Annotated in this window: 13 protein-coding genes; 8 read left to right on the top strand and 5 right to left on the bottom strand. The window is 39.6% G+C overall.

Going from position 1 to position 22,625, the window contains the following annotated elements:
* Nucleotides 1-389 precede the first annotated feature (389 nt).
* Entirely contained in the window at nucleotides 390-2,849 is a 2,460-nt protein-coding gene (locus ACMX3D_RS13920) for a dynamin family protein (protein ID WP_482751988.1), read from the top strand.
* A 133-nt stretch (nucleotides 2,850-2,982) separates the two neighbouring features.
* On the opposite strand, the gene ACMX3D_RS13915 is transcribed toward ACMX3D_RS13920, so the two are convergent.
* Both ACMX3D_RS13915 and ACMX3D_RS13910 read right to left on the bottom strand, forming a co-directional pair.
* A complete protein-coding gene (locus ACMX3D_RS13915; RefSeq protein WP_482751987.1) occupies nucleotides 2,983-3,522 on the bottom strand; it encodes a hypothetical protein in 540 nt (179 codons plus the stop codon).
* Between the two features lie 203 nt (nucleotides 3,523-3,725).
* The gene (locus ACMX3D_RS13910; protein ID WP_482751986.1) at nucleotides 3,726-5,072 is read right to left on the bottom strand and encodes a helix-hairpin-helix domain-containing protein; all 1,347 of its coding nucleotides are present in this window, start codon (nucleotides 5,070-5,072) and stop codon (nucleotides 3,726-3,728) included.
* 475 nt (nucleotides 5,073-5,547) lie between these two features.
* On the opposite strand from ACMX3D_RS13910, the gene gatA reads away from it, so the two are divergent.
* Nucleotides 5,548-7,005 carry an Asp-tRNA(Asn)/Glu-tRNA(Gln) amidotransferase subunit GatA gene (gene gatA, locus ACMX3D_RS13905; protein WP_482751985.1) on the top strand — a complete coding sequence of 486 codons (1,458 nt, stop codon included), beginning with the start codon at nucleotides 5,548-5,550 and terminating at the stop codon, nucleotides 7,003-7,005.
* Nucleotides 7,006-7,055: 50 nt separating this feature from the next.
* On the opposite strand, the gene ACMX3D_RS13900 is transcribed toward gatA, so the two are convergent.
* Nucleotides 7,056-7,931 (bottom strand): RodZ domain-containing protein, encoded by an 876-nt coding sequence (locus ACMX3D_RS13900; protein ID WP_482751984.1) that lies wholly within the window; start codon nucleotides 7,929-7,931, stop codon nucleotides 7,056-7,058.
* A gap of 273 nt (nucleotides 7,932-8,204) precedes the next feature.
* Between ACMX3D_RS13900 and ACMX3D_RS13895 the strand changes: the two genes are divergently transcribed.
* The 4 genes from ACMX3D_RS13895 to ACMX3D_RS13880 all read left to right on the top strand — a co-directional run bounded on the left by ACMX3D_RS13895 (nucleotide 8,205) and on the right by ACMX3D_RS13880 (nucleotide 17,247).
* Nucleotides 8,205-9,107, top strand: coding sequence for an alpha/beta hydrolase (locus ACMX3D_RS13895; protein ID WP_482751983.1), 903 nt, complete (start codon nucleotides 8,205-8,207; stop codon nucleotides 9,105-9,107).
* A gap of 417 nt (nucleotides 9,108-9,524) precedes the next feature.
* Nucleotides 9,525-10,571, top strand: coding sequence for a helix-turn-helix domain-containing protein (locus ACMX3D_RS13890; RefSeq protein WP_482751982.1), 1,047 nt, complete (start codon nucleotides 9,525-9,527; stop codon nucleotides 10,569-10,571).
* Nucleotides 10,572-10,679: 108 nt separating this feature from the next.
* A complete protein-coding gene (bioF, locus tag ACMX3D_RS13885) occupies nucleotides 10,680-11,846 on the top strand; it encodes an 8-amino-7-oxononanoate synthase (RefSeq protein ID WP_482751981.1) in 1,167 nt (388 codons plus the stop codon).
* Between the two features lie 334 nt (nucleotides 11,847-12,180).
* Nucleotides 12,181-17,247, top strand: coding sequence for a PAS domain S-box protein (locus tag ACMX3D_RS13880; RefSeq protein WP_482751980.1), 5,067 nt, complete (start codon nucleotides 12,181-12,183; stop codon nucleotides 17,245-17,247).
* A 131-nt stretch (nucleotides 17,248-17,378) separates the two neighbouring features.
* Here the strand turns inward: ACMX3D_RS13880 and obgE are convergent, their stop codons facing one another.
* Together obgE and ACMX3D_RS13870 are read right to left on the bottom strand one after the other, a co-directional pair.
* A complete protein-coding gene (gene obgE / locus ACMX3D_RS13875) occupies nucleotides 17,379-18,407 on the bottom strand; it encodes a GTPase ObgE (RefSeq protein WP_482751979.1) in 1,029 nt (342 codons plus the stop codon).
* Nucleotides 18,408-18,513: 106 nt separating this feature from the next.
* A complete protein-coding gene (locus tag ACMX3D_RS13870) occupies nucleotides 18,514-19,185 on the bottom strand; it encodes a Mo-dependent nitrogenase C-terminal domain-containing protein (protein WP_482751978.1) in 672 nt (223 codons plus the stop codon).
* A 907-nt stretch (nucleotides 19,186-20,092) separates the two neighbouring features.
* Here ACMX3D_RS13870 and ACMX3D_RS13865 point away from each other — a divergent pair.
* Nucleotides 20,093-21,187: a glutamate--cysteine ligase gene (locus tag ACMX3D_RS13865; protein ID WP_482751977.1), complete on the top strand. Its 1,095-nt coding sequence runs from the start codon at nucleotides 20,093-20,095 to the stop codon at nucleotides 21,185-21,187.
* A gap of 1,044 nt (nucleotides 21,188-22,231) precedes the next feature.
* The gene (locus ACMX3D_RS13860; RefSeq protein ID WP_482751976.1) at nucleotides 22,232-22,402 is read left to right on the top strand and encodes a hypothetical protein; all 171 of its coding nucleotides are present in this window, start codon (nucleotides 22,232-22,234) and stop codon (nucleotides 22,400-22,402) included.
* The last annotated feature ends 223 nt before the right edge of the window (nucleotides 22,403-22,625 follow it).

Here is a 22,625-nt window from a genome sequence, read left to right as displayed (position 1 = left end):
AATTACTTGGTTACCTATCTTCAATGCCGATGCTTGAATTCAGTTTCACCAGCAAACATTGATGTTATTGGTATAGAACCAGTTTTGATTTCATCCCTCTCTAGTTAGATTTTATTAATAGCTTAGATTGAAGCCAAAGATTAAATTATTACAGTAATTGATACATTTGTTTATTTAAAATGGAAAAGAAAATTATTTGACAAAAAATATTTTGTTAATTAATACGTTATGTAGTATTCATATCTGGTGTCTGGTGTTCAGATCCCCGACTTCTTAAAGAAGTCGGGGATTTTATCTATCAAATAATTTATTTACTTCAGCGTAAAATTACTGAGGTTTGGCAGATTCAATGGTTATTAATATTGATAAGTAATACCAGGGTATTCAAAATGACTAATCTGCCAATTCAGTGCGCAAATTTAAAAGAGCAAGTAGAATTAATATTGCAACTTTTACAGCAAGAACCATCTTTGCGTTCTCAAGATATCACACCTGTACAAACTTCTTTGGGCAAGGCTATTTCTCCCAAGTTTGAGATTGTGTTTGCAGGTGCATTTAGTGCAGGCAAATCTATGCTAATTAATGCACTACTAGAGAGAGAATTACTCTACAGTGCAGAGGGACACGCTACAGGTACAGAATGCAAAATTGAGTATGCGCAAATAGATAAAGAAAGAGTAGTTTTGACATTTTTAAGCGAAGCTGAGATTCGGGAACAAGTAAGTTATTTATGTCAGCAACTAGGATTTAAAACAGCAGCAAATATAAATCAAACTGAAGTTAGCAATTTACTACATCAAGGCTGTGAAGCCATCATTCAGCAGGAAGGTGGGGAAAGTAAATCTGAACGGGCAAAACAAGCGAAAGCATTAATCTTATTATTGACAGGATATGAAGCTAACCGGGAACATATTCATACAATCAATAATGCCACATATTCAATGGAAAAATTTAACTTTTCTAATTTGAAAGAAGCGGCTGGATATGCACGTCGTGGGAGTAATAGTGCAGTTTTAAAGCGGATTGAATATTATTGTCACCATCCTCTTTTGGAAGATGGTAACGTTATTATTGATACACCAGGAATTGATGCACCAGTAGAGAAGGATGCACAGTTAACTTACGCCAAAATTCAACATCCAGATACATCAGCGGTGGTGTGTGTCTTGAAACCTGCATCTGCTGGTGATATGACAAAAGAAGAAACTGCACTTTTAGAAACAATGCGGGGAAATGGCGGAATCCGCGATCGCGTTTTTTATGTCTTCAACCGCATCGATGAAACTTGGTACAATACGCAACTAAGGCAACGGTTGGATGATTTAATTAATAATCAGTTTCGGGATACTAGCAGAGTTTATAAAACCAGTGGCTTACTTGGTTTTTACGGTAGCCAAATTAAACAGACAAGTTTACAAGATAGATTTGGTTTAGATTCTATCTTTGCTGAAAGTGTGCAAGGATTAAATAATCAAGAAGAAACACCACAGTTTGTCTACGCATTTAATAATTACTGTGTAACTTCTGGTAAGCTTGCTCATACTAATTTTCGGATTTCTCTCAATGGTTATGAAACCCCAAATCAAAACTATTTGCGGATTTTAAATGAACAAGGAACACCTTTAATTAATCAGCTAATTCTCGATAGTGGAATTGAAGAATTTCGAGTAGCAATTAGTCGTTATTTGACTGAAGAAAAGCGTCCCATGCTTTTTCAAAATCTGGCTGATGATTTAGAAGATATTTGTATTAAGCTGAAAGAATATTATCAATCAGCTTATCGAGATTTAGACAGTCAACCACGAGAAATTGAAGCGATGAAGTCACAGGAACTACAGCGACTTAATCAGCAACTACAGCAAATTGGTAAAGATTTTAATCAAGATATTACAGAAGAAGTTAACCATGTAATTAATAATGCTTGTGATGCGTTTGAAACCGATTTTCGCCAATTGCAATCACGCATGATTCGGCGTTTAGATGAATTGCTAGATACTTTTTCTGTAGCTGATGCTTATCGACGTGCGACTCTTACTCATCCGCGTAATGCAACTGCACCATTAATTGCAATTTTAGTAGAGGCTTTTTATTATTTATCCAATCAATTGGAAGATATTTTAGTAGATTGTTCCGAACAAGTAATTGCGAATTTATTTCAACGGTTAATGGAGAAAATTCGCAAAACCGAATACTACCGTCAGTTATATCGTTTGTTGGGTAATGATGGTGGGATTGAACAAGAGTTAAAAGTTGTAGAAAAACAGGTATCATTAGCTTTAGTCAGTGCGGCGCGGGTAGAATGCGATCGCTTCGTTCGAGAAAGTGCTAGATTTTATGATGAAGGTACTTTTTCTATCTATCAGTTTCGTCAGACTTTGCAGCAAACTTCCCAAAGTTACGACTGTGAAAGCATGATAGAAGCTGAACCAGCAATTAGGCAATTATTGAAGTTAGATTTTGAACCAAAAGTTTCGCACACAATTCGCAAATCTTTCCGTCAAACTATCAATCAAATTCTGAAAACTCAGTTGCTACCAATGGCGGAACAACAAGCGGATGCGATTTTACAGCAGTACCCACAGGCGCGTATTTATTTAGAACAGACTTTGCAACACGAAGCTGAAGAGAAAATTTTAAATAATCGCCGTTTGCTAAGTGCTGTTGAACAAAAGATTGAAAGTTATAACACAGCAGTATCTGGTATTAATAGTTGTTTACAGGCAATGCAATTATATGATTATCTATTACCAGTGATTAATCTTGGCGAATTAGATGTTGTGGAAAAAATTGCTGCTAGTAATGGTGTGATTATTTCTGATGGTTTGTTGGATGGTGTAGCCCAAATTTAGAATTGATTAACCGTCACCAGCATAAAACATTAGAGACGCGAATTTCCGCGTCTCTAATAATTTAGTATTAACATAAAATAAAAATATAATTTAATAAAAGTTAAATAATAAATTAATATATTTACAAAAATAGTTAGTTAATTCTTCTATAATTTCTCCGCCATTTTTCTAGCTGATCAATTGCTATTGACTTGGTAATAACATTCATACCATTACCCCGCCATTCCACTTCTGCATCTGTAGTGAAAACGCCACATTCTAATTGATTCAGTTTAATATCCCAATATTCACTAAAGCGATTTTTTAAAGTAATTACTTGCTCAAATACTTTGTTTCTGTGCTTATTTCGTCTTTTTCTTTCTGTAGCACCTGTTGCTTCTGTATCAATAAATTTAGTCTCGATTAAAAACAAATTTCCTTGTAATGTAAGATAGACAAAATCACATTTTCCTAAATCAGTGTAATCTGCAATTGGCGATTTTTCAAATAACAGTAATTCGCAACAATCAGGAAATAAATTTTTAATATTTAAAAACAAATAAGCTTGCAAAAGTAGTTCCTTATCGTAAGGAAAAACTATCACCCCTTCAAAAAACTGTTTGATATCTTCTTGGGTTTGGGGTTGAATTTTTTTACAATAAGAAACAAATCTATGTAAATCATTTGCAATCATTAAGCTTTAGCTCCTTTACTTAGCAATATCACACTCCCTCTAGCATCAAAAAATATCATTACCTACAAGAAAACTTCATCCGCATAAGTCACTAAAAAAACGAGTTTACTACAGTATTACTACGGCAATATACTGTTGACGAAGCAATATTCAAGATATCAATTACAGTAATTTTTGTTACCTAATTTTTTAGTAATCTTTGATTAATTACCAGTCAATTGTTTTACATGAGCAAGAAATCTAGCATTTTGTAGTGCTAAAACAGTTGAGCGTGAATCTTGTACCCAAAATTGCCTTCCAAACCGGACAAGTTGACGAGAGTTACCAGCTTGTACAATTCCAATTACAGGAACTTTGGCTTTTTCTTTATCTGCTGACAGTTCTTTCAAAATTGTACGTAAGCGATCGCGTTCTTCAATTGTGATAGCTTGTTGAGGAGTTAACTCTACCATCACCATTTGCACGGTTTCTACTGGTTCGACATCTTCCACAATTAATTGCAATTGTTCATCTCTTCGGTCAACTTTACCCCAAATAATTAATCTCGCATCAACTTCGAGTGCATTACTCACCCTTTCATAAGTTTTAGGAAAGACCACTGCTTCTAATTGAGCAGTTAAATCTTCTATCTGTAAAATCGCCATCGGATCGCCTTTTTTGGTCATGACTTTTTTCACATTATTTAACATCACAACCGCACAAAGTAATGTGTCTTCTTTCTGTTCACCGAGTTGTGACAAATTAATCGGCGCTAAAATCGAAGACGAATGTTTGATAGATTTTAGTGGATGATCTGAGACATAAAATCCCAGCAATTCTTTTTCCATCTGCAACTTTTTCTGCGGCGGAAAATCTGGTACAGGCTGGGCTTTTGGTGCAGAATCAAAAACGTTATTTACTGTTTTGGTAGTGGCAGAAAATCCGCCTAATAAATCAAATAAATTACCTTGACCACTAGCTCTATCTTTAGCACGAGATTGCGCCCAATCATAAACAAGTTCTAGGTCTTTAATTAATTGATGGCGATTAAGTTCAAATTTGTCAAAAGCTCCACAGTATATCAATGATTCCAAAGTCCGGCGGTTAACTGCGCGTAAATCCACGCGATCGCAAAAATCAGACAGTGATTTAAACTCCCCTTCCTGCTCACGCGCTTCTAAAATACAGGCGATCGCATTCTGCCCCACATTGCGCACTGCGGAAAAACCAAATAAAATTTTGTCTCCTACGGGTGTAAAATCTACACCAGAGCGATTAATATCCGGCGGCTCTATTTGAATATTCATACTCAAACAAGTCGAAATATATTTCTGTACCTTGTCTGTATCACCACTGTTAGCCGTTAACAGTGCTGCCATATATTCTAATGGATAATTCGCTTTTAAATATGCAGTTTGATAAGTCACATATCCATAAGCAGTAGAGTGAGATTTATTAAAGCAATTAGACGCTATTAAATTGTTTTCAATGACAAAATTATGGTCTTGTTCTACTCCAATGTCATATACATTTTCTTGACCAATATATTTACGAGTAATTATTTTGACCATCTCTCTGTTCCCCGCAACAAAATCAATAAAAGTGAATAATATTACTTCAATTATGAATGAATCACCAGACTCAAAAATTTACTTGTGTAAGTTCCACTCCTATCTTCTTACACGACAATAACTGAAATTTATAGCTAAGTTAATAGTTCAAATTTTATAATTTGCAAACATACGCTTATCAAGTATATATTTGCTGTTTTCAAGCTGTAATACAGGAAAGTATGAAGTATGAAGGGTGAAGGGTGAAGTGTGAAGTGTGAAGTATAAAGCAAATACTCAGACTTCTGTATGAGGCTATACAAACTAAACCTGCCAGCACGGGTTTACAGATAGTCCCGTGTTTCTGCACTCATTTCAACATCCAAGACGGGATACCCTATAAACTCACTTCAGACTTTAGACTTTAGACTTCATACTTCATACTTCCCTGCAATATGTACTAAAATCAATGACTTGAGTCACCAAGGGAGCAGTCATGGCATCCATACGCGAGTTGCACGAACAGCTAGTTAAAAAAGAACGTTCTGCCGTTGAAATTACCCAAGAAGCTTTAGATAACATTCAAGCGTTAGAGCCGAAATTGCACAGTTTCTTGCATGTAACCGCACAGCAGGCGTTAGAGCAAGCTCGTGCTGTAGATGCCAAAATTGCTGCTGGCGAAGAAATTGGCCTCTTAGCAGGGATTCCGATTGGCATCAAAGATAACATGTGTACCAAGGGAATTCCTACTACTTGCGCTTCCCGCATTTTGGAAAATTTTGTGCCTCCCTATGAGTCAACAGTGACACAAAAACTGCTGGATGCAGGGGCTGTGATGGTTGGCAAAACCAATCTAGATGAATTTGCAATGGGTAGTTCGACAGAAAACTCTGCCTATCAAGTAACAGCTAATCCGTGGGATTTAACGCGGGTTCCTGGTGGTTCTTCTGGAGGTTCAGCCGCAGCAGTCGCCGGAGGAGAATGTGTTGTTTCCCTTGGTTCGGATACTGGTGGTTCAATTCGCCAACCAGCATCTTTCTGTGGTGTAGTCGGGTTGAAGCCCACATACGGGTTAGTTTCTCGCTATGGTTTGGTGGCTTACGCTTCATCTTTGGATCAAATTGGGCCTTTTGGACGTTCTGTCGAAGATACAGCAATTTTGCTCAGAGCGATCGCAGGTTATGATCCTAAAGATTCCACTAGCCTAAAAGTAGAAATTCCTGACTACGCGGCTACCTTAAGACCAGATCTCAAAGCCAGAAGAAAGTTGCGCATCGGGGTAATTACAGAAACATTTGGTCAAGGTTTAGACTCCGTTGTTGAGGAAGCTGTTACTAAAGCAATCGATCAATTACAAAGTTTAGGCGCAGAAATTCACATAGTTTCTTGTCCTCGTTTCCGCTATGGCTTACCAAGCTACTACATCATTGCTCCATCCGAAGCATCAGCTAATCTAGCTCGTTACGATGGCGTGAAATATGGTTTACGCACACCTGATGCAGATAATTTGCTGTCTATGTACACTCGTACCCGTGCTACTGGTTTTGGCACCGAAGTCAAACGCCGAATTATGATTGGCACATACGCCTTATCTGCTGGGTATTACGATGCTTACTATCTCAAAGCGCAAAAAGTCCGCACCCTCATCAAGCAAGACTTTGAAAATGCGTTTAAAAAAGTCGATGTATTAGTTACTCCTACTTCTCCCACTACAGCATTCAAAGCCGGGGAAAAAACCGCAGATCCCTTGAGTATGTACTTAAATGACCTGATGACTATTCCCGTCAATCTGGCTGGTTTACCTGGTATCAGCTTACCCTGTGGTTTTGACGATAACGGACTGCCCATCGGCTTGCAAGTAATTGGCAATGTCTTAAGAGAAGACCAAATCTTGCAAGTCGCTTACGCTTATGAACAATCGACAGATTGGCATTTACGTCAACCAGAATTATAGTGCTGAGTGCTGAGTGCTGATTGCTGAGAACAAGGGAAAAGAAGGATTGACTATTGACTATTGACTGTTGACTGTTGACTTTTAACTTCTGGAGTAAATGTGACTTCTTTGACTTTACCTGGATTTCCTAAGAGTTTTGCTGGTTGATTGTTCACAGAAATCAATACAGCACCAGCATTTCCAGAACGGACAGTCAACTGTTTTTTGGCTGTCCAAGTTTTGCGATCGCCTTTGTTTAAATCACCCACAAACTCGGTTTTGCCGTCTACTTTGACTTGTAACCAGGATTTACCTTGAAGTTCTAAAGTGACGGCTACAGCTTGACTCGCAGTATTGTTGGGGGATGCTGCGGGGGATGCGACTACAGGTAATGGAGTCGCCGGATTTTGAGCAGATATTGAAGTTTGTTCCTGATTTGAAGATGTAGAAGATTCAGATTTTGGTAATGATGCAGGTGTAGATAATGCTGTTGTTGTTCGTTTTTGTGGCGTTCCTACGTTGAATTTTTTGACCAGAGATTCGGCTGAAAATTGGGGATTGAGTACGTAAATTAGCCCAAATGCAGCAACTAATAACAATACAGCGTAAGGTATAAACACAGGTAAGCGGAATTTTGGTTTATTCTCTGAGTTTTGACTGTAATTACTATCAAATTCTGGAGTCTTAACTTCTGTGGAAAAAGTTTTGGCTAAGGTAGCACCATCTAAGCCTATGACATCTGCATAACGACGGATAAATCCTTGAATGTAAACAGGTTCAGGTAATTCATCGAATTTACCAGCATCTAAAGCTTTTAAGCAAGCCAGTCGAATATTCGTCTTAATTGCTACCTCTTCAAGTTGAATAGATTTTTCTTCTCTTACTTTTTTTAAAGTTTTACTTATTTCTTGTAACTGTTCTTTTTGATTGTCTTGTAAGAGATTCACGCCCTTCTCCTCAAATTAACTCATGTTTACCATTTAACAGAAGAATTACTAAATTAATGTCAATTTTTTTGACTAATTTAATTCTAATTGGAAACTGAAATCGAGAGGCTCAGATCCCCGACTTCTTAGAGAAGTCGAGGATCTCGTCATTTATGAATTGTGTAAAACTGCTCTAGTACACATTGTGGGACTCAGAGAAAAGTCGCTATCGACCCTATACGAACAAAACGAAAACTGCTATACAAGTATTTTTTAAAGCATAAAATCGCTCACATGAAAATACGTAAGCTGCAATTGTTATCGTTATTAGGGTTGAGGCTGCTACTGATTGTCGGCATAATTGCAGCGATCGCTTACTGCACCATCTGTCTATTTTTGTTTGTTCAGCAACCCAGGTTCATCTTTTTTCCCTCTAGTGTTATTGAAAAAACACCAGAGTTATTCAATCTGCCTTATCAAGAAGTCTGGATACCTGTAAAAACTAGCGTGGGAAAGGTGGAAAAAATCCACGGTTGGTGGATTAAAGCCGACCAGCCCGATGCCAAGGTGTTGTTATATCTGCACGGGAATGGCATTAATATTGGCGCAAATATAGCTCATACCCATCGCTTTTATCAACTAGGATTTTCGGTGCTGCTGATTGATTATCGGGGATATGGTCGCAGTCAAGGCGATTTTCCTAATGAAATGAGAGTTTATCAAGATGCTGCTACAGCTTGGCAATATCTCACACAACAACAAAAGATTCCACCCCAGCAAATTTTTATTTACGGCCATTCTTTAGGTGGTGCGATCGCTATTGATTTGGCTGTTAAACAGCCGCAAGCTGCTGGCTTAATTGTGGAAAGTTCGTTTACATCTATCCGTGAGATGGTATCTACTCGCAAATCGTTTTCGCTATTTCCCGTCGATTTGATTCTGACACAGCGCTTTGAATCTATCAAAAAAGTATCTCAGTTGCGAATGCCAGTTTTATTCATTCACGGAACTGCTGACTCAACTGTACCGTCTTACATGAGCCAAAAACTATATGATGCTGCGCCTGAACCGAAACAACTCATTTTGGTTCCAGGTGCAGACCACAACGATGCAGCTGTCGTCTCTGGTGGCAAATATCTGCAATGGGTGCAGTTATTTGTACAAAAAGCCAAGGCACATAATAATTCTCATCCTTGATGTAGTAGGCAATTGGAGGAGTACAAAACTCCTCTTTAATCATGTAATTACTATCAAGTTATTAAATTGATTTAACAAGAAGTAAAAATTTAATCAACTGTTAGGTACAATCCAAACAAGGTTTTATGTAAAATTATTGCTTTTTTAGTTCAGTAATAATACTAAAAAAGCACATAGTTCAATATTTAGATGTTACATAAACCTTGCCAAACTAAGGCAAAACTCTACAAGCATTTCCAGCTATACTTTCTTGGTTGTAGCTGAGATAAGTATTTTATATAAGATTATTATTGAGTAATAATTTTATCCAAAAATTTTACAAATTCATACATAAATATCCGGGTGCAACATTCAAGCGCAAGGAAAATTTATACAGGTATAACCAGTCTTTGCTTGGCATCAGGAGCAACTTCAATCATGACTACAACACCAGCATACTTGTTCAAAATTCCGGGAAATCCTGCTATTGAAATTTCGCAAGACGAACTGCGATCGCTGCTGGGTGAAATTGAAGCCGAACTCCATCGCAGTAAAGTTTATCGTCAAGCGGTGGCTGCACTGCAAAAGTTACTCGGCTCTTCCGCAGAAGCTAAGACTTTGTTTAAAGCTGTAAGTAGAGAAGCAATTGGTTTAGCATTTCAGCAATTTGCACATCATGCAAAAGTGTTAGATAGCAACCAACAGGCAAGTACAGAGCTAGAAAACTCTCATGATGTGGCAAATAGCATCACCAACAATAATCTCGACCCACAAATAACAAAATTATCAACAGCTTTGGCAACTGAAGATGTAACCATTTCCTCTATCAAGGATGCAGAAAGTCCTGAACACAAACATCCTCTGCCAACACTCATGAACTGGCTGAACCCCAATCAAAAAATTACTAAAGCTGAACTAGCCAAGCAAAACTTAGCCCAACAGCGTCGAGAAATTATGCGTCAAATTGGTCAGCAACTGCGACAAGCCCGTGATGCTAAAGGTTTTTGTTTGAGAGACTTGAGTATGTTCACTCACTTGCCAATCCATCAAATGGAAGCAGTAGAAAATGCTGACTTAGATTCATTACCAGAAGATATTTTAGTCCGAGGATTTATCCGGGTTATGGGTAATGCTTTAGGGCTAAATGGTGCAGTTTTAGCCAATTCATTACCTGCAACTAACACCGTACCATCAGTATTACCTTCTTGGTCTCAGCCTAAAAAGACTTCCAAAAAATTGAAGCTAGAATTGCGACCTATACATTTGTATGTGGGCTATACAGCACTCGTCGCTGGGACGGTGGGAGGATTATCAGTAATGTCTCAGCCTGGGAAAATTGACACAACTGTAAATCCAGATGTCACGCCGTCTTCATCTATTTCCCAATCAAGCCAAAATTCTGAAATAATTACTAAACCAGGTATTAAATCCAGTAAAACTGGAATTAGTGTCGGCTCAGATATTGCTCCACCAGAAGCACTTTAATTAAGAGTGCTGAGTTGAAAGTGCTGAGTGCTGAGTAAGGTAAAAAGTACTCAGCATTCAGTATTGAGTAAGGTAAAAAGTAAACAGTATAAGTTTCCTCTTTCGCCTATGACCACAGACCCTTATGCTTGGATAGAACAATCATTGGCGACGATTCATCGGGCGGACTGGTATCGTTCAGTACAGACATTGAGCGATCGCCCTGGTGCAAAGGTTGTTTTGGCAGGGCGAGAGGTGATTAATTTTGCCAGTAACGATTATTTGGGATTGGCTGGAGATGAGCGATTAATTGAGGCGGCGATCGCAGCTATTCATGAATTTGGTACTGGCAGCACTGGTTCTCGATTACTCAGTGGACACAGAAAATTACACAGAGAGTTAGAGATAGCGATCGCATCTTTAAAACAAACCGAAGATGCGATTGTCTTTAGTTCAGGATACCTTGCTAACTTGGGAGCGATCGCGGCTTTAGTTGGCAAACGCGATTTAATTCTTTCTGACCAATACAATCATTCCAGCCTCAAAAACGGGGCAATTCTCAGCGGCGCAGCAATTATTGAATATCCCCACTGTGATGTTGCAGCTTTAAAAACTCAACTCAGCCAACAACGACAAAACTACCGTCGTTGTTTAATTATTACTGATAGTGTCTTCAGTATGGATGGTGATTTATGTCCTTTACCAACATTGTTAGAAATAGCTGAAGAATTTCACTGTATGCTGCTAGTTGATGAAGCTCATGCCACTGGAGTAATTGGTAAAACTGGCGCTGGATGTGTTGAGCATTTTGGATGTACAGGAAAGCAATTAATTCAAATTGGCACTTTGAGTAAAGCTTTGGGTAGTTTGGGCGGTTATGTAGCCGGAAATGCCAACCTAATTGATTTTTTACGCAATCGCGCCCCAACGTGGATTTACACCACAGGACTTTCACCTGCGGATACAGCAGCAGCATTAACCGCAATTCAAATTGTGCAGCAAGAACCCCAGCGGCGAATGCAATTGTGGCGCAATATAGATTACCTGAAAAATTTAATGCAACAGCAGTTACCTAACCTGAAATTGTTGCCTACAGAATCACCTATACTTTGTTTTCAATTAGCCAGTCCAACCGATGCCCTGCGAGTTGGTCAACAACTCAAAGAGGCAGGTATTTTTGCCCCCGCAATTCGTCCACCGACAGTACCTACCAGCCGCATCAGAATTTCTCTAATGGCTACTCATGAAGGAACGCATCTAGAAAAATTAGTTGCTGTATTGAGCAATACACATTAACTCTTCATATTTAATCATACTGATGTTAGAAGCTAATAAATGACAATCAGTTCAAACTTTGTTGCTAATGCAGCCACATTTTTGCTTCTATAGTTTAAGATAAATTGAGAAAAATTAGTTTGTGAATAATTAATAAATTACTATTAATAAAAGCTTGTAATATTACAATCTTATTTAGAAATACATACAATATTTGCGAAAAATTGACCACTAGCAAAAGGTATTTGTTTTTCTAAAGCAAGGATCTATCGGAAGATGAGTTCCAAAAACTTGGAAACTAGCTTAGGGTATGTATAGACCACGCCACAAGTTTTGGTTTTTTGCAAGTGTTTTCATGCCCTACATTCATTATTCGCAGTTTCTCCGTTATGGCTTTGTGGTGTTAATTGTCGCCACAGCACTAGTAGTAATGCTATTGCTTGACCCAATGCTAAACATGCAGGGAACGCCATTCCTGCTATTTTTTGGTGCTGTGATGGTGAGTGCTTGGTATGGTGGTTTGAAAGCAGGGCTGCTGGCAACCTTATTATCGGTAATACTAAGCGATTACTTTTTTCTTTCCCAACAGTACACACTGGATTTAAACTTATCTAATAGTGTCAAGATACTGTTATTTGCTTTACAAGGAATGCTGTTCAGTGTTATCTGCGAAGCATTAAGGCACACTAAGCGCAAAGCTGAAATCAATTACCAAAAACTCAAAGTCAGTGAAGAGCGATTTCGCTTAGCTTTAACCAATTCAGATATTATAGTTTTTCAGCAGGATAGAGATTTACGCTATCAGTGGGTGCATAATCTTCAGGGAGTAGACAAAACAGAATCAGTGCTGGGCAAAACTGATTATGAACTTTTCCCAATTTCAATAGCGCAGGAATTAACAGCGATTAAGCAAAGAGTAATAGAACAAGATGTTTCTTCCCGTGAAGAGGTTTGTGTAACTCTGCGGGGGAAAATTCTTTATTATGACTTGCTAGTGGAACCGCTCAAAGGGGTAGAAGGTGGATTAACTTGTGTAGCGGTGAATATTACTGAACGCAAGCAAGCAGAAATCGAAAAAGCTAAGTTACAAAGCAAACTTCAGCAAGCTCTTCAGCAAAAAGATGAATCTTTGGCGTTGCTGAATGCTTGGTTAACTAGTTCACCAGTAGCACTGGCATTTTTTGATACAGAACTCCGCTATGTTTATGCGAATGAAGCTTTAGCTGCTATTAATGGGATACCGCTAAGTCAACACATTGGCCGGACTTTAAGGGAAATATTACCACAATGGGCAGAGCAATTAGAGCCTGTTTTTCAGCAAGTGATGGAAACGCGGGAACCATTACTGAATCAAGAAGTCAGCGGTGAAACATATCCACCAGGAGTACATCGTCAAAGTTTAGTCAGCTACTTTCCGGTAAGTTTACCAAATGGAAAGTTACTGGGAGTAGGAGTTACTGGCGTTGATATCACTCCTTTAAAACAAGCGGAACAAGCATTGCGGGAAAGCGAAGCGAAGTTTCGCAGTGTGGTTGAATCAAATATGATTGGTATTGGCTTCTGGGAACGCGATGGCAGAATCACAGATGCCAATGATGCTTTGCTAAATATGCTGGGTTACAGCCGCGAAGAATTAAATAGTGGAGAACTAGACTGGCGAAGTCTGACACCTGTGGAATATTTACCACTTGATGAGGAAGCACTGAGACAATTTCAATACAATTCCTTTTGCATTCCGTTTGAGAAAGAATATATCCGCAAAGATGGTAGTCGCTTACCAGTATTAATCGGTAGCAGTCATTTTGAGGACACTTTAGACCGAGGAGCTTTTTTTGTCCTCGATATTACAGAACGCAAACAGACAGAAGAGCAACTCCGTTATGTTGCAGAAATTAGTAGTTTACTTTCTACGTCATTAGATTATGAGGAAACTTTACAGCAGATTGCCAAAATTTCTGTACCCCAACTAGCTGACTGGTGCAGTGTGGAAATTTTCACTGAGGATGGTAGTATTCGTCGCTTACCTGTGGCTTATGCAGATGCGTCTAAGGCAGAGTTAGCCAAGAAACTTCAGGAGTATGTACCGAATACTCAAGGTGAACATCCGATCGCTAGAGTACTGCAAACAGGCAACCCAGAATTAATTGCTGAAGTAACTGATTCTATGTTAGTGGAGGCGGCACAAAACGAGGAACATTTAGCAATTGTCCGGCAGATGAAGGTGAAGTCGGCAATGGTTGTGCCATTGGTAGCACACAAACGCGTATTGGGTTGTATGACATTTGCGATCGCTGATTCTCATCGTTGCTACGATCAAGCTGATTTAAGTTTAGCCACAGATATTGCCTATCGCGCTGCCTTAGCCGTAGAAAATGCCCAACTTTATCGAGATAATCATCAAGCTTTAATCAAATATGCCGAATCGCTGTCACTGTTAGATGCTTTGTTAGCTGGCGCACCCGTAGCTGTCTGCTTTTTAGACCGAGAACTACGCTATATCAGAATTAATCAGTTTTTAGCCGACATTAACGGTTTCCCCATCGAAGCCCATCTAGGACGCAAATTTAGCGAAGTATTTCCCAGTATGGCGGCTCAGTTTGAAGCCCCATTACAGCAAGTCTTACAGACAGGCGAACCGCTGTTGAATATCGAAATTAGTGGGGAACCACCAGGCAAACCAGGAACGTTTGGCTACTGGTTGGGTAACTATTACCCAGTGCGCAATGCTCTGGATGAAACTGAGGGCATTGGCATTATTTTATCGGATGTGACAGCAACCAAAGTCGCTGAAATTGCTCTGCGCGAGAGTGAATCACGATTCCGGGCAATGTTCAACCAAGCAGCAGTAGGAATTGCTTTGGTAGGTTTAAATGGACAATTTCTAAAAGTGAATCCTGCCCTGTGCGACATTACCGGGTACAGCCAAGAAGAATTAATCCAGATGAACTTTCAGGACATTACCCATCCTGATGACTTGGCAAGTGATTGGAAACAAGCTGAAAGAGTGTTAGCTAAGGAAATTAGTGGTTATTCCTTAGAGAAACGCTACATTCGCAAAGATGGTTCTATCGTTTGGGTAAATCTGACTTCTTCAGCAGTTTGGGATATTCATGGGCAAGCGAAGTATGCAGTCGGCATTATTGAAGATATCAGCGAACGGCAAGCCGCTCTACAAGAACGCCAACAAGCCGAAGCAGCCCAAAGCTTTTTATTTGAAGCCAGTAGTCTACTAGCTGCCTCACTCGATTATGAAGTCACTTTGAATAATGTCGCTAAGTTGGTAGTGCCGACTTTAGCAGATTGGTGTGTGATTGATATTGTCAAAGAAGATTATACAGTTCAACAGGTGGCGATGATCGCCGTTAATCCGGCAAAGGTAGAAATAATCACCCAAATGCGACGGCGTTATCCCGTTAAATATGAAAACAACAGTCCTTTTCGGAAAAAATTGCTAAGGGGAGAACCTATCTTTTGTCCTGAAGTTCCATCCAAAATTCTCGCAGCAATGGCTCAAGATGAGGAGCATTTGCAATTACTGCAAAGCCTTGGTATAGGTTCTTTAATGATCATTCCCCTGCATTTGCGAGAGCAAGTATTTGGCGTAATTTCTTTAGTAAGAGGCGAATCTAGCCCCGCCTACAACTCAGCAGACTTGGCATTAGCAGAAGATTTAGCTCGCCATGCTGCTACAGCCATTGACAATGCTAGACTTTACCAAAAAACTCAGCAGGCAAAGCAAGCCGCAGAATTAGCTGTCAGCCGGACTGCGCGTTTACAAAGAATCACTGCTGCCCTTTCAGAAGCTATTACACCGCAACAAGTAGCTGATGTGGTAGTCAACCAAGGAATTTCTGCCTTGGGTGCTACTGCTGGTTCTGTTGTCTTGTTAGCAGAACACGGCAGTTATCTCAAAATTGTCCAAGCAACTGGCTATTCGCAATCAGCACTGAAGGCTTGGGAAAGTTTTCCGGTGACGGCGGCTGTGCCTTTAGCGGAAACGGTGAGAACTGGCAAGCCAATTTTTATTGCCAGTCCAGAAGCCTTAGCAGCTAGTTATCCCCACTTGGCAGAAGCTTTATCTGTCACAGGAAATTGTGCTTTTGCTTGTATTCCACTAATCTTAGAAAAACAAGTCATAGGGGCATTAGGGTTAAGCTTTGCTACTGTCCAAACATTTCCCGAAGCAGATCAAGGATTTATGTTGACACTGGGGCAACAGTGTGCGCAAGCGATCGCCCGCGCTCAACTCTACGAAGCCGAACGCCTTGCCCGTTCCGAAGCCGAAACAGCCAACCGCATCAAAGATGAATTTCTGGCTGTACTTTCCCATGAACTCAGAACACCCCTCAACCCGATTTTGGGCTGGGCAAAATTACTCCGTACCCGCAAAAACGACGAAGCGACAATCTGCCGGGCGTTAGAAACAATCGAGCGCAACGCCAAGTTACAAGCCCAACTTATAGAAGACTTATTAGATGTGTCGCGGATTTTGCGCGGTAAGCTAAGTTTGCATATCCGCATTGTAGATTTAAACAGCACAATTACCGCAGCGTTAGAAACAGTACGTTTAGCCGCCGAAGCCAAATCCATTCAACTGCAAACAGTACTGCCGAATCATAACGTCGAAGTTATGGGCGACGGCGATCGCTTGCAACAAATTGTCTGGAATCTTGTATCCAATGCGGTGAAGTTTACACCAGCAGAGGGACGGGTAGAAGTAAGTTTAGAGCAAGTCGGCAATGAAGCACAAATTCAAGTAATTGATAACGGTAAAGGTATCACTCCCGAATTTTTACCCTACGTGTTTGAATATTTCCGCCAAGCAGATGGCAAAACTACCAGAGTTTTTGGCGGACTCGGTTTAGGACTGGCGATTGTCCGCCATTTAGTAGAACTGCACGGCGGTACAGTCTCGGCAGAAAGCAAAGGAGAAGGACAAGGGGCAACTTTTACCGTCCGACTTCCACTGCATAAAAGTGCTGATTCCGCAGTGCTGAATGCCGAGTCTGCACAGGTAGATATGGCAACTCAGGAGTCATTACTGGCAGGAGTGCGAATTTTATTTGTTGATGATCAAGCTGACGTGTTAGAGTTTTTCACTTTTGCCTTAGAACAATATGGGGCAGAAGTCACAGCAGTATCATCTGCATCTGAGGCATTAGAAGCATTAGTCAAGTTACAGCCAGACATTTTATTAAGCGATATTGGAATGCCAATTACAGATGGCTATATGTTGCTACGCCAAGTCCGACAACTACCCCCAGATAAAGGCGGGCAAATTCCTGCGATCGCCCTTACCGCTTATGCTGGCGAAATTGACTACAAACAAGCAATGGCAGCAGGCTTTCAAAGACATATCCCCAAACCCGTAGATCCGCTTGATTTAGCAATTGCGATCGCTAAATTGATTAGTCAGAAATAAAAGAAAAGCTCGCAAATAACAACTTTTGCAAGAGACTCCATGAGTTGCACTCACAAGGAACAATGAAAATACCTCTTCCTGTTCCCTGTTCCCTGTTCCCTACCTCCACCAAAGAACTTTTTCCGCAAACCCTAACTAAACACTTGCTCTGCTTCAATTGCATTAATTTGGTCAAGAATATTCCAAACTTCTTGTAACATTGGTTCTAACCCAGTACGCGTTACCGCAGAAATCAAGAAAACCGGAGCATAAGAAAGATGATTTAATTGGGTAGCTAATGCTTCTAAATCAACTTCTTCTCGATCAACTGCATCAATTTTATTCAGTGCTAAAATTTGGGGACGCTCTGCTAAACCTCGTCCATAAGCTTGCAATTCTTGTTGAATTGTATTGTAATCTCTGATGACATCATCACTAGTTGCGTCAATCAAGTGTAATAGAACTCGTGTGCGTTCAATGTGACGTAAGAAATCATGCCCCAAACCTGCACCTTGGGCTGCACCTTCAATCAATCCGGGAATATCGGCAAAAACTGTACCATCACCAGTCGGTTTTCGCACTACACCCAAATTCGGCACAAGGGTAGTGAAAGGATAATCGGCAATTTTTGGTCTTGCTGCTGATAAAGATGAAATCAAGGTAGATTTACCAGCATTTGGCAAACCAATAATTCCCACTTCGGCTAATAGTTTCAACTCCAAACGTAAGTGTTTCTTTTCCCCTTCTAAACCTGGGAGCGCATATTCTGGGGCGCGGTTGCGGTTGCTTAAAAAATGTTGATTTCCTAGCCCACCTTTACCGCCTTCAGCAATTACTAAAGTTTGTTCTGGTTCAACCAAATCACCGATGATTTCATCAGTTTCAGCATCATAAATTACTGTACCGCAGGGAACTTCGATGATTAAATCTTTTCCGGATGCACCAGTGCGGTTATTAGGGCCGCCTCGACCACCGTTTTCTGCTTTAAAAAGATGGTTATATTTAAAGTCCAGTAGGGTTTGGAGATTTTCTACAGCTTGGAAAATAACTGAACCACCTCGTCCGCCATTTCCGCCAGAAGGGCCGCCAGCCGGCACATATTTCTCTCTGCGGAAGGCGACAATTCCATCGCCACCTTTACCTGCTTCAACTTCAATTTCTACTTGATCAATGAATTGCATATTTTTACAGTGTTGAGTTGTGAGTTTTAAATTATAAGTTTTTTAATCAATGCTTTACTCTTATTCTCTACTTTTAACTCAGAACTCAACAATCAATACTCAGCACTTAAATATATGGAGTGACATCCTCGCCGCAATCATCTGCCAAATAAGAGAGGGCGCGGAAACGTAAACCTACTAGTTGTTCATAAAGGGGATTAATCTTACACAAAGGCGGTATATGAACAATTTTGCGTCCAAATAAAGTGACATCTCGTTCAAAGGGACACTGAGAAGGAATCATTTTACATAAAAATCGAGCGACTCTGGGGTCTTGAACATCTAGCCCATCTAACCAGTCGCGCAGAGAGTCGAGTGGTAAATGAGGTGGTACTTTGGATATATCTGTTGCAGTAACTAGCTGGTCTTGAATTTCTAGGGTGTGACGGAGGGCGGCGATAATATCTTCTGGTTGTTCTAAAGCTTGGCAAAACTGATGCAGAACTTGATCTTCGCTAGGGGAATATGTACCATCAGCGATCGCTACCATTACAGCTGTACGTAAAAAATTTTCGGCTGCTGGTGTGCTTTTACCCAACACTACGGCTAATTCTTCTGGTGTAATTACCTCAAAAGATTCCCATTTTAGGCTAGGTGCTAACTCTTCTTTGGTGATACTGGCAATTAATTGCTGTTCATGGTCATCAAAGTTACCATCTGCCCAAGCAATCGTTAGCAGTCCACGTAACCAAGCTGCAATTTGTTCGCTACTGTATGGGGATTTTATGACACTTGTCATACACTTCGCCTCAAACTTCTCTCGGTGAATACTAGGCTACCTTGAAGGTCACTGATTGCACAGTTAACTAACAGGCTTTTAAGATTTACGCTTTCGTTAACTACAACCAAAAAGCGATCGCTTCCTGACCACACTACTCTTAAAAAAATCTTGAGAAATTTTTTACTTAAATTTATCGTATAAAAATTAATCCAAGTAGTGTATGTACCTCCAAATTTCTGACTTACAACTCTTATCACACTCAAAGAGTTGAATTTGCTACATTTACTACTGCAAATTAATCTCAAATAAGGTGGTATTTATTAAAGAATAATCCTCAATAATGAAGGCATATACCAACCTCTAACACCATCAGCCGGGATTTTCTATTGAGATTCGGCTATGAGTCAGTGGATAAGCAAAACGCACTAGAGGATCGATTCAGTAATTAAAAACCTAAGAGGATGTTTGGAAAGTCATGAAAGATACTAAAAACCCCTCTCCAAAGCTCTCACGCCAGTTGCTACAACGGGGAGACAGCCGCGTGGGCGGGTTTCCCGACTTGAGCGGACTGTCGTGGGAATCCCCCTTCGGGTTCACAGTCGCCTGGGTCGGGAAACCCTCCCGCAGCGCTGATTCACCGCAACGCACTGGCTCCCGTGCGAGGAGAGAGGCTTTAAAACCCCCATTCCCTTGTAGGGAAGGGGGGCTTGGGGGGTTAGGTTTTTCAGATTTTGATGTTAACAATAATACTTTTCAAACAACCTCTAACTCCCAGCCCTACAAAGGAAGGGGGTAGCGCAACTCCCCTCTCCTCGTAGGAGAGGGGATGGGGGAGAGGTTCTTCTAGCATTACTGAATTGGTGTTCTAGTTGGATGGAAATCTCACAAACGCAGAAATCGACAATTAGGAATTAAGGTATCAGCAATGTTTTATTTTGGTATTGAGCATGAAGTTGCGTTTTTGAACCAAGAAGGAAAATTTGCAGATTTTGACCATACAAAGTTTGCCGATTTCAATCAGATTGTAGAAAGACTACCTACCTACCCCAGCGACTATCCACAATTGCGTGTAGGTGATGCCGGTATTAAAAAGAAGAGATGGTATATCGAAGGATTTGAAAGATTTGCTGATTCTGATCAACCAATTGATTGTTTAGCTAAAGGTATTGAAATTAGGACAACTATACATACTCATATTCAAGGCGCAGTCAATGAATTAACAGAAAGTTTTAATTTACTACGCGAGGTAGCTGCGAGTTATGGTTACTCACCAGTTTTAACTAGTTTTAACCCTTACAAAACTGTGTTTAAACCTCAACCCCCACTCAACGATTTTGAAATTAAACAACTACAAGCTTATCCTGACGAGCAAACTGCCAATATTTACATGGTCAGTTATGGGCCTGATTTGAATATTTCTGTAGCAGATATGTCTACAAAAACTTTAATCGATATTGGCAGAAAATTAACTTATTACAGTCCTTATATTGTCCCTTTTACTTATAGTTCTCCTTTTTACAATGGGAGTTTATGGGAAGGACTATCTGTCAGAACTTTTATCAGAACAGGAAAACGTTCAGCAACCCTAGTTTTTGTTGAAAAACAAGAACAATTAATTCCTAGCGTCCCATCATTAACAAAAATTGCCCGCATTCCCGCAGAAATTGGACGCATCGAATTTAAAGCTTTTGACAGTTGTGATGATTTTAATCTTTATGCTGCCTTACTGGCATTATTAAAAGGTTTGGTATTAGATGAAACTTTACAAGGTAGAGTTACAATACCCGACGCAGTTTTACATCAGATTTCTGCCAAAGAAGGTTTTGATAATGAAGATATTTTTGCTAATGCTAAAAAAGTTTTACAAGCATCTGAGTTCGCCCTTGCTAATGACCCAGATGTCAAATTGCTAACACCATTAAAAGAAATACTTGAGCAACGTAAAACCAAGTCACATGAACTAATAGCAATGTTTCAACAGATAGGTTCAATAGAAGAAGTGTTGCGACAAACTTATTGAATATTTGTTGACTGTTGACTGTTAACAGTCAACACATCTTATCAGTGATTTCAAATTTTATGTTTAAATAATTCAATTTGACGCGAATTATTTCTTGGAAGTCCCTAATTGAATTTACTACGAAAAGAGGGAAGGAAAAGCAGCCACCGGCTGCTTTTCCTTTTGTCACAATGATTATTATTCTTAATTGTTGAGGATTTTATTTTTTTGGAATTCCCTTTGATAGTCTTATTCAATATGCTTATATGCAGCAAGGCAAATTTAATAAAAACTTAAAATGTTAACAGCTAGTATTAAGCTTTAGTAAATTCTAAAACTTTCATTAAAAGGATTTAACACGGTTATATATTAGGTGTAAGCTTATCTATCAAGTAAGCTGTTAAGCAATTGCAACTAAGCTTATATTTGCTACCTACTGGTTTGATTTTAAGTATAATAAAGTATTCTTCATCCTTTGTTAGTAGAGCTACCCTAGCTCTCATCAAGAGCAATCTGGCTAAGAGTTTGTCACAAAACAACCTTGCCTTTTTTGAGTGAGAGATACTTTCTTAGTAAGCTTTCTGGGTAGCAAATTGTACAATCTGTTTCTTGACAGGCTCTAATATCATGTTCGGGTGATCAGTTGTGATTCCGTGCATCTATGCAAAAATCTTTAAACCCTCTCCCCTGCTCAGAAGCTCCCTGCCCCCTGCGGTCTTAATCATAAGTCTTTTACCGGACATGATATAACTTGGCCTCAAACAGAAGGCGCATATCATCAGTGAGATTTTAAGATAATTTGACTTTCGTCAATTAGAAAATATTCTGAAAATTTAGGAAAGATATATGTATGAAATACATCCTTGTACTGAACTTATAGGACAAGAATGAATCATACGTATCAAGATTAAGCGATCGCCTGCTCAAAAATTGTGTTGATGATCGTGATTTTCAGCAATTTTCAGTACTATTGCTGATTGATCAATGGCATTCAACCTTAATCTCTCACAAATGTAAATAACGGGGTTCGAGAACTAATTTTTCTTACTAAAGGAGACCAAAATCATGCCTTTAACAGTTATTAGTCCAGCAGACATCAAAGCTTTGCAGGAAACTGAGGCTGAACACATTATCCCCAAAGAGGACGCATCGAAAGAGCTATTAAGACTAGCAACAGCAAGTAGCGAGTTTGACGGAGGGCGGGACGAGGTTGGCCTGGTACTAGAGTTAAGTTAAAAAATAATAATGGGATTTTAAGCAAAGAAACTTAGAAGTTGTTTGAAAGGTTTTAGTAAGTAATCAAAGCGGACATGATATGAGATAGACTATTTGACTTAACCAGGAAAGGTAACAATTCCACTCATCTCTTCAAGACAGTGCAGATTTTACTTTGAGCAAATCAAGGTTACCAAGATGAAGCAATGCCTACGGCAACCTAACGGAACGCAGACATGTTGAA

This window comes from Anabaena sp. TISTR 8404 (assembly GCF_056847745.1).
Note: the sequence above shows the minus strand (reverse complement) of the source record. Positions and strands in the feature narration are given on the sequence as shown.

Coding starts and splice junctions, on each gene's coding strand:
- ACMX3D_RS13920 (WP_482751988.1), top strand. CDS start 390: ATGACTAATCTGCCAATTCAGTGCGCAAATTTAAAAGAGCAAGTAGAA.
- ACMX3D_RS13915 (WP_482751987.1), bottom strand. CDS start 3,522: ATGATTGCAAATGATTTACATAGATTTGTTTCTTATTGTAAAAAAATT.
- ACMX3D_RS13910 (WP_482751986.1), bottom strand. CDS start 5,072: ATGGTCAAAATAATTACTCGTAAATATATTGGTCAAGAAAATGTATAT.
- gatA (WP_482751985.1), top strand. CDS start 5,548: ATGGCATCCATACGCGAGTTGCACGAACAGCTAGTTAAAAAAGAACGT.
- ACMX3D_RS13895 (WP_482751983.1), top strand. CDS start 8,205: ATGAAAATACGTAAGCTGCAATTGTTATCGTTATTAGGGTTGAGGCTG.
- ACMX3D_RS13890 (WP_482751982.1), top strand. CDS start 9,525: ATGACTACAACACCAGCATACTTGTTCAAAATTCCGGGAAATCCTGCT.
- bioF (WP_482751981.1), top strand. CDS start 10,680: ATGACCACAGACCCTTATGCTTGGATAGAACAATCATTGGCGACGATT.
- ACMX3D_RS13880 (WP_482751980.1), top strand. CDS start 12,181: ATGCCCTACATTCATTATTCGCAGTTTCTCCGTTATGGCTTTGTGGTG.
- obgE (WP_482751979.1), bottom strand. CDS start 18,407: ATGCAATTCATTGATCAAGTAGAAATTGAAGTTGAAGCAGGTAAAGGT.
- ACMX3D_RS13870 (WP_482751978.1), bottom strand. CDS start 19,185: ATGACAAGTGTCATAAAATCCCCATACAGTAGCGAACAAATTGCAGCT.
- ACMX3D_RS13865 (WP_482751977.1), top strand. CDS start 20,093: ATGTTTTATTTTGGTATTGAGCATGAAGTTGCGTTTTTGAACCAAGAA.
- ACMX3D_RS13860 (WP_482751976.1), top strand. CDS start 22,232: ATGCCTTTAACAGTTATTAGTCCAGCAGACATCAAAGCTTTGCAGGAA.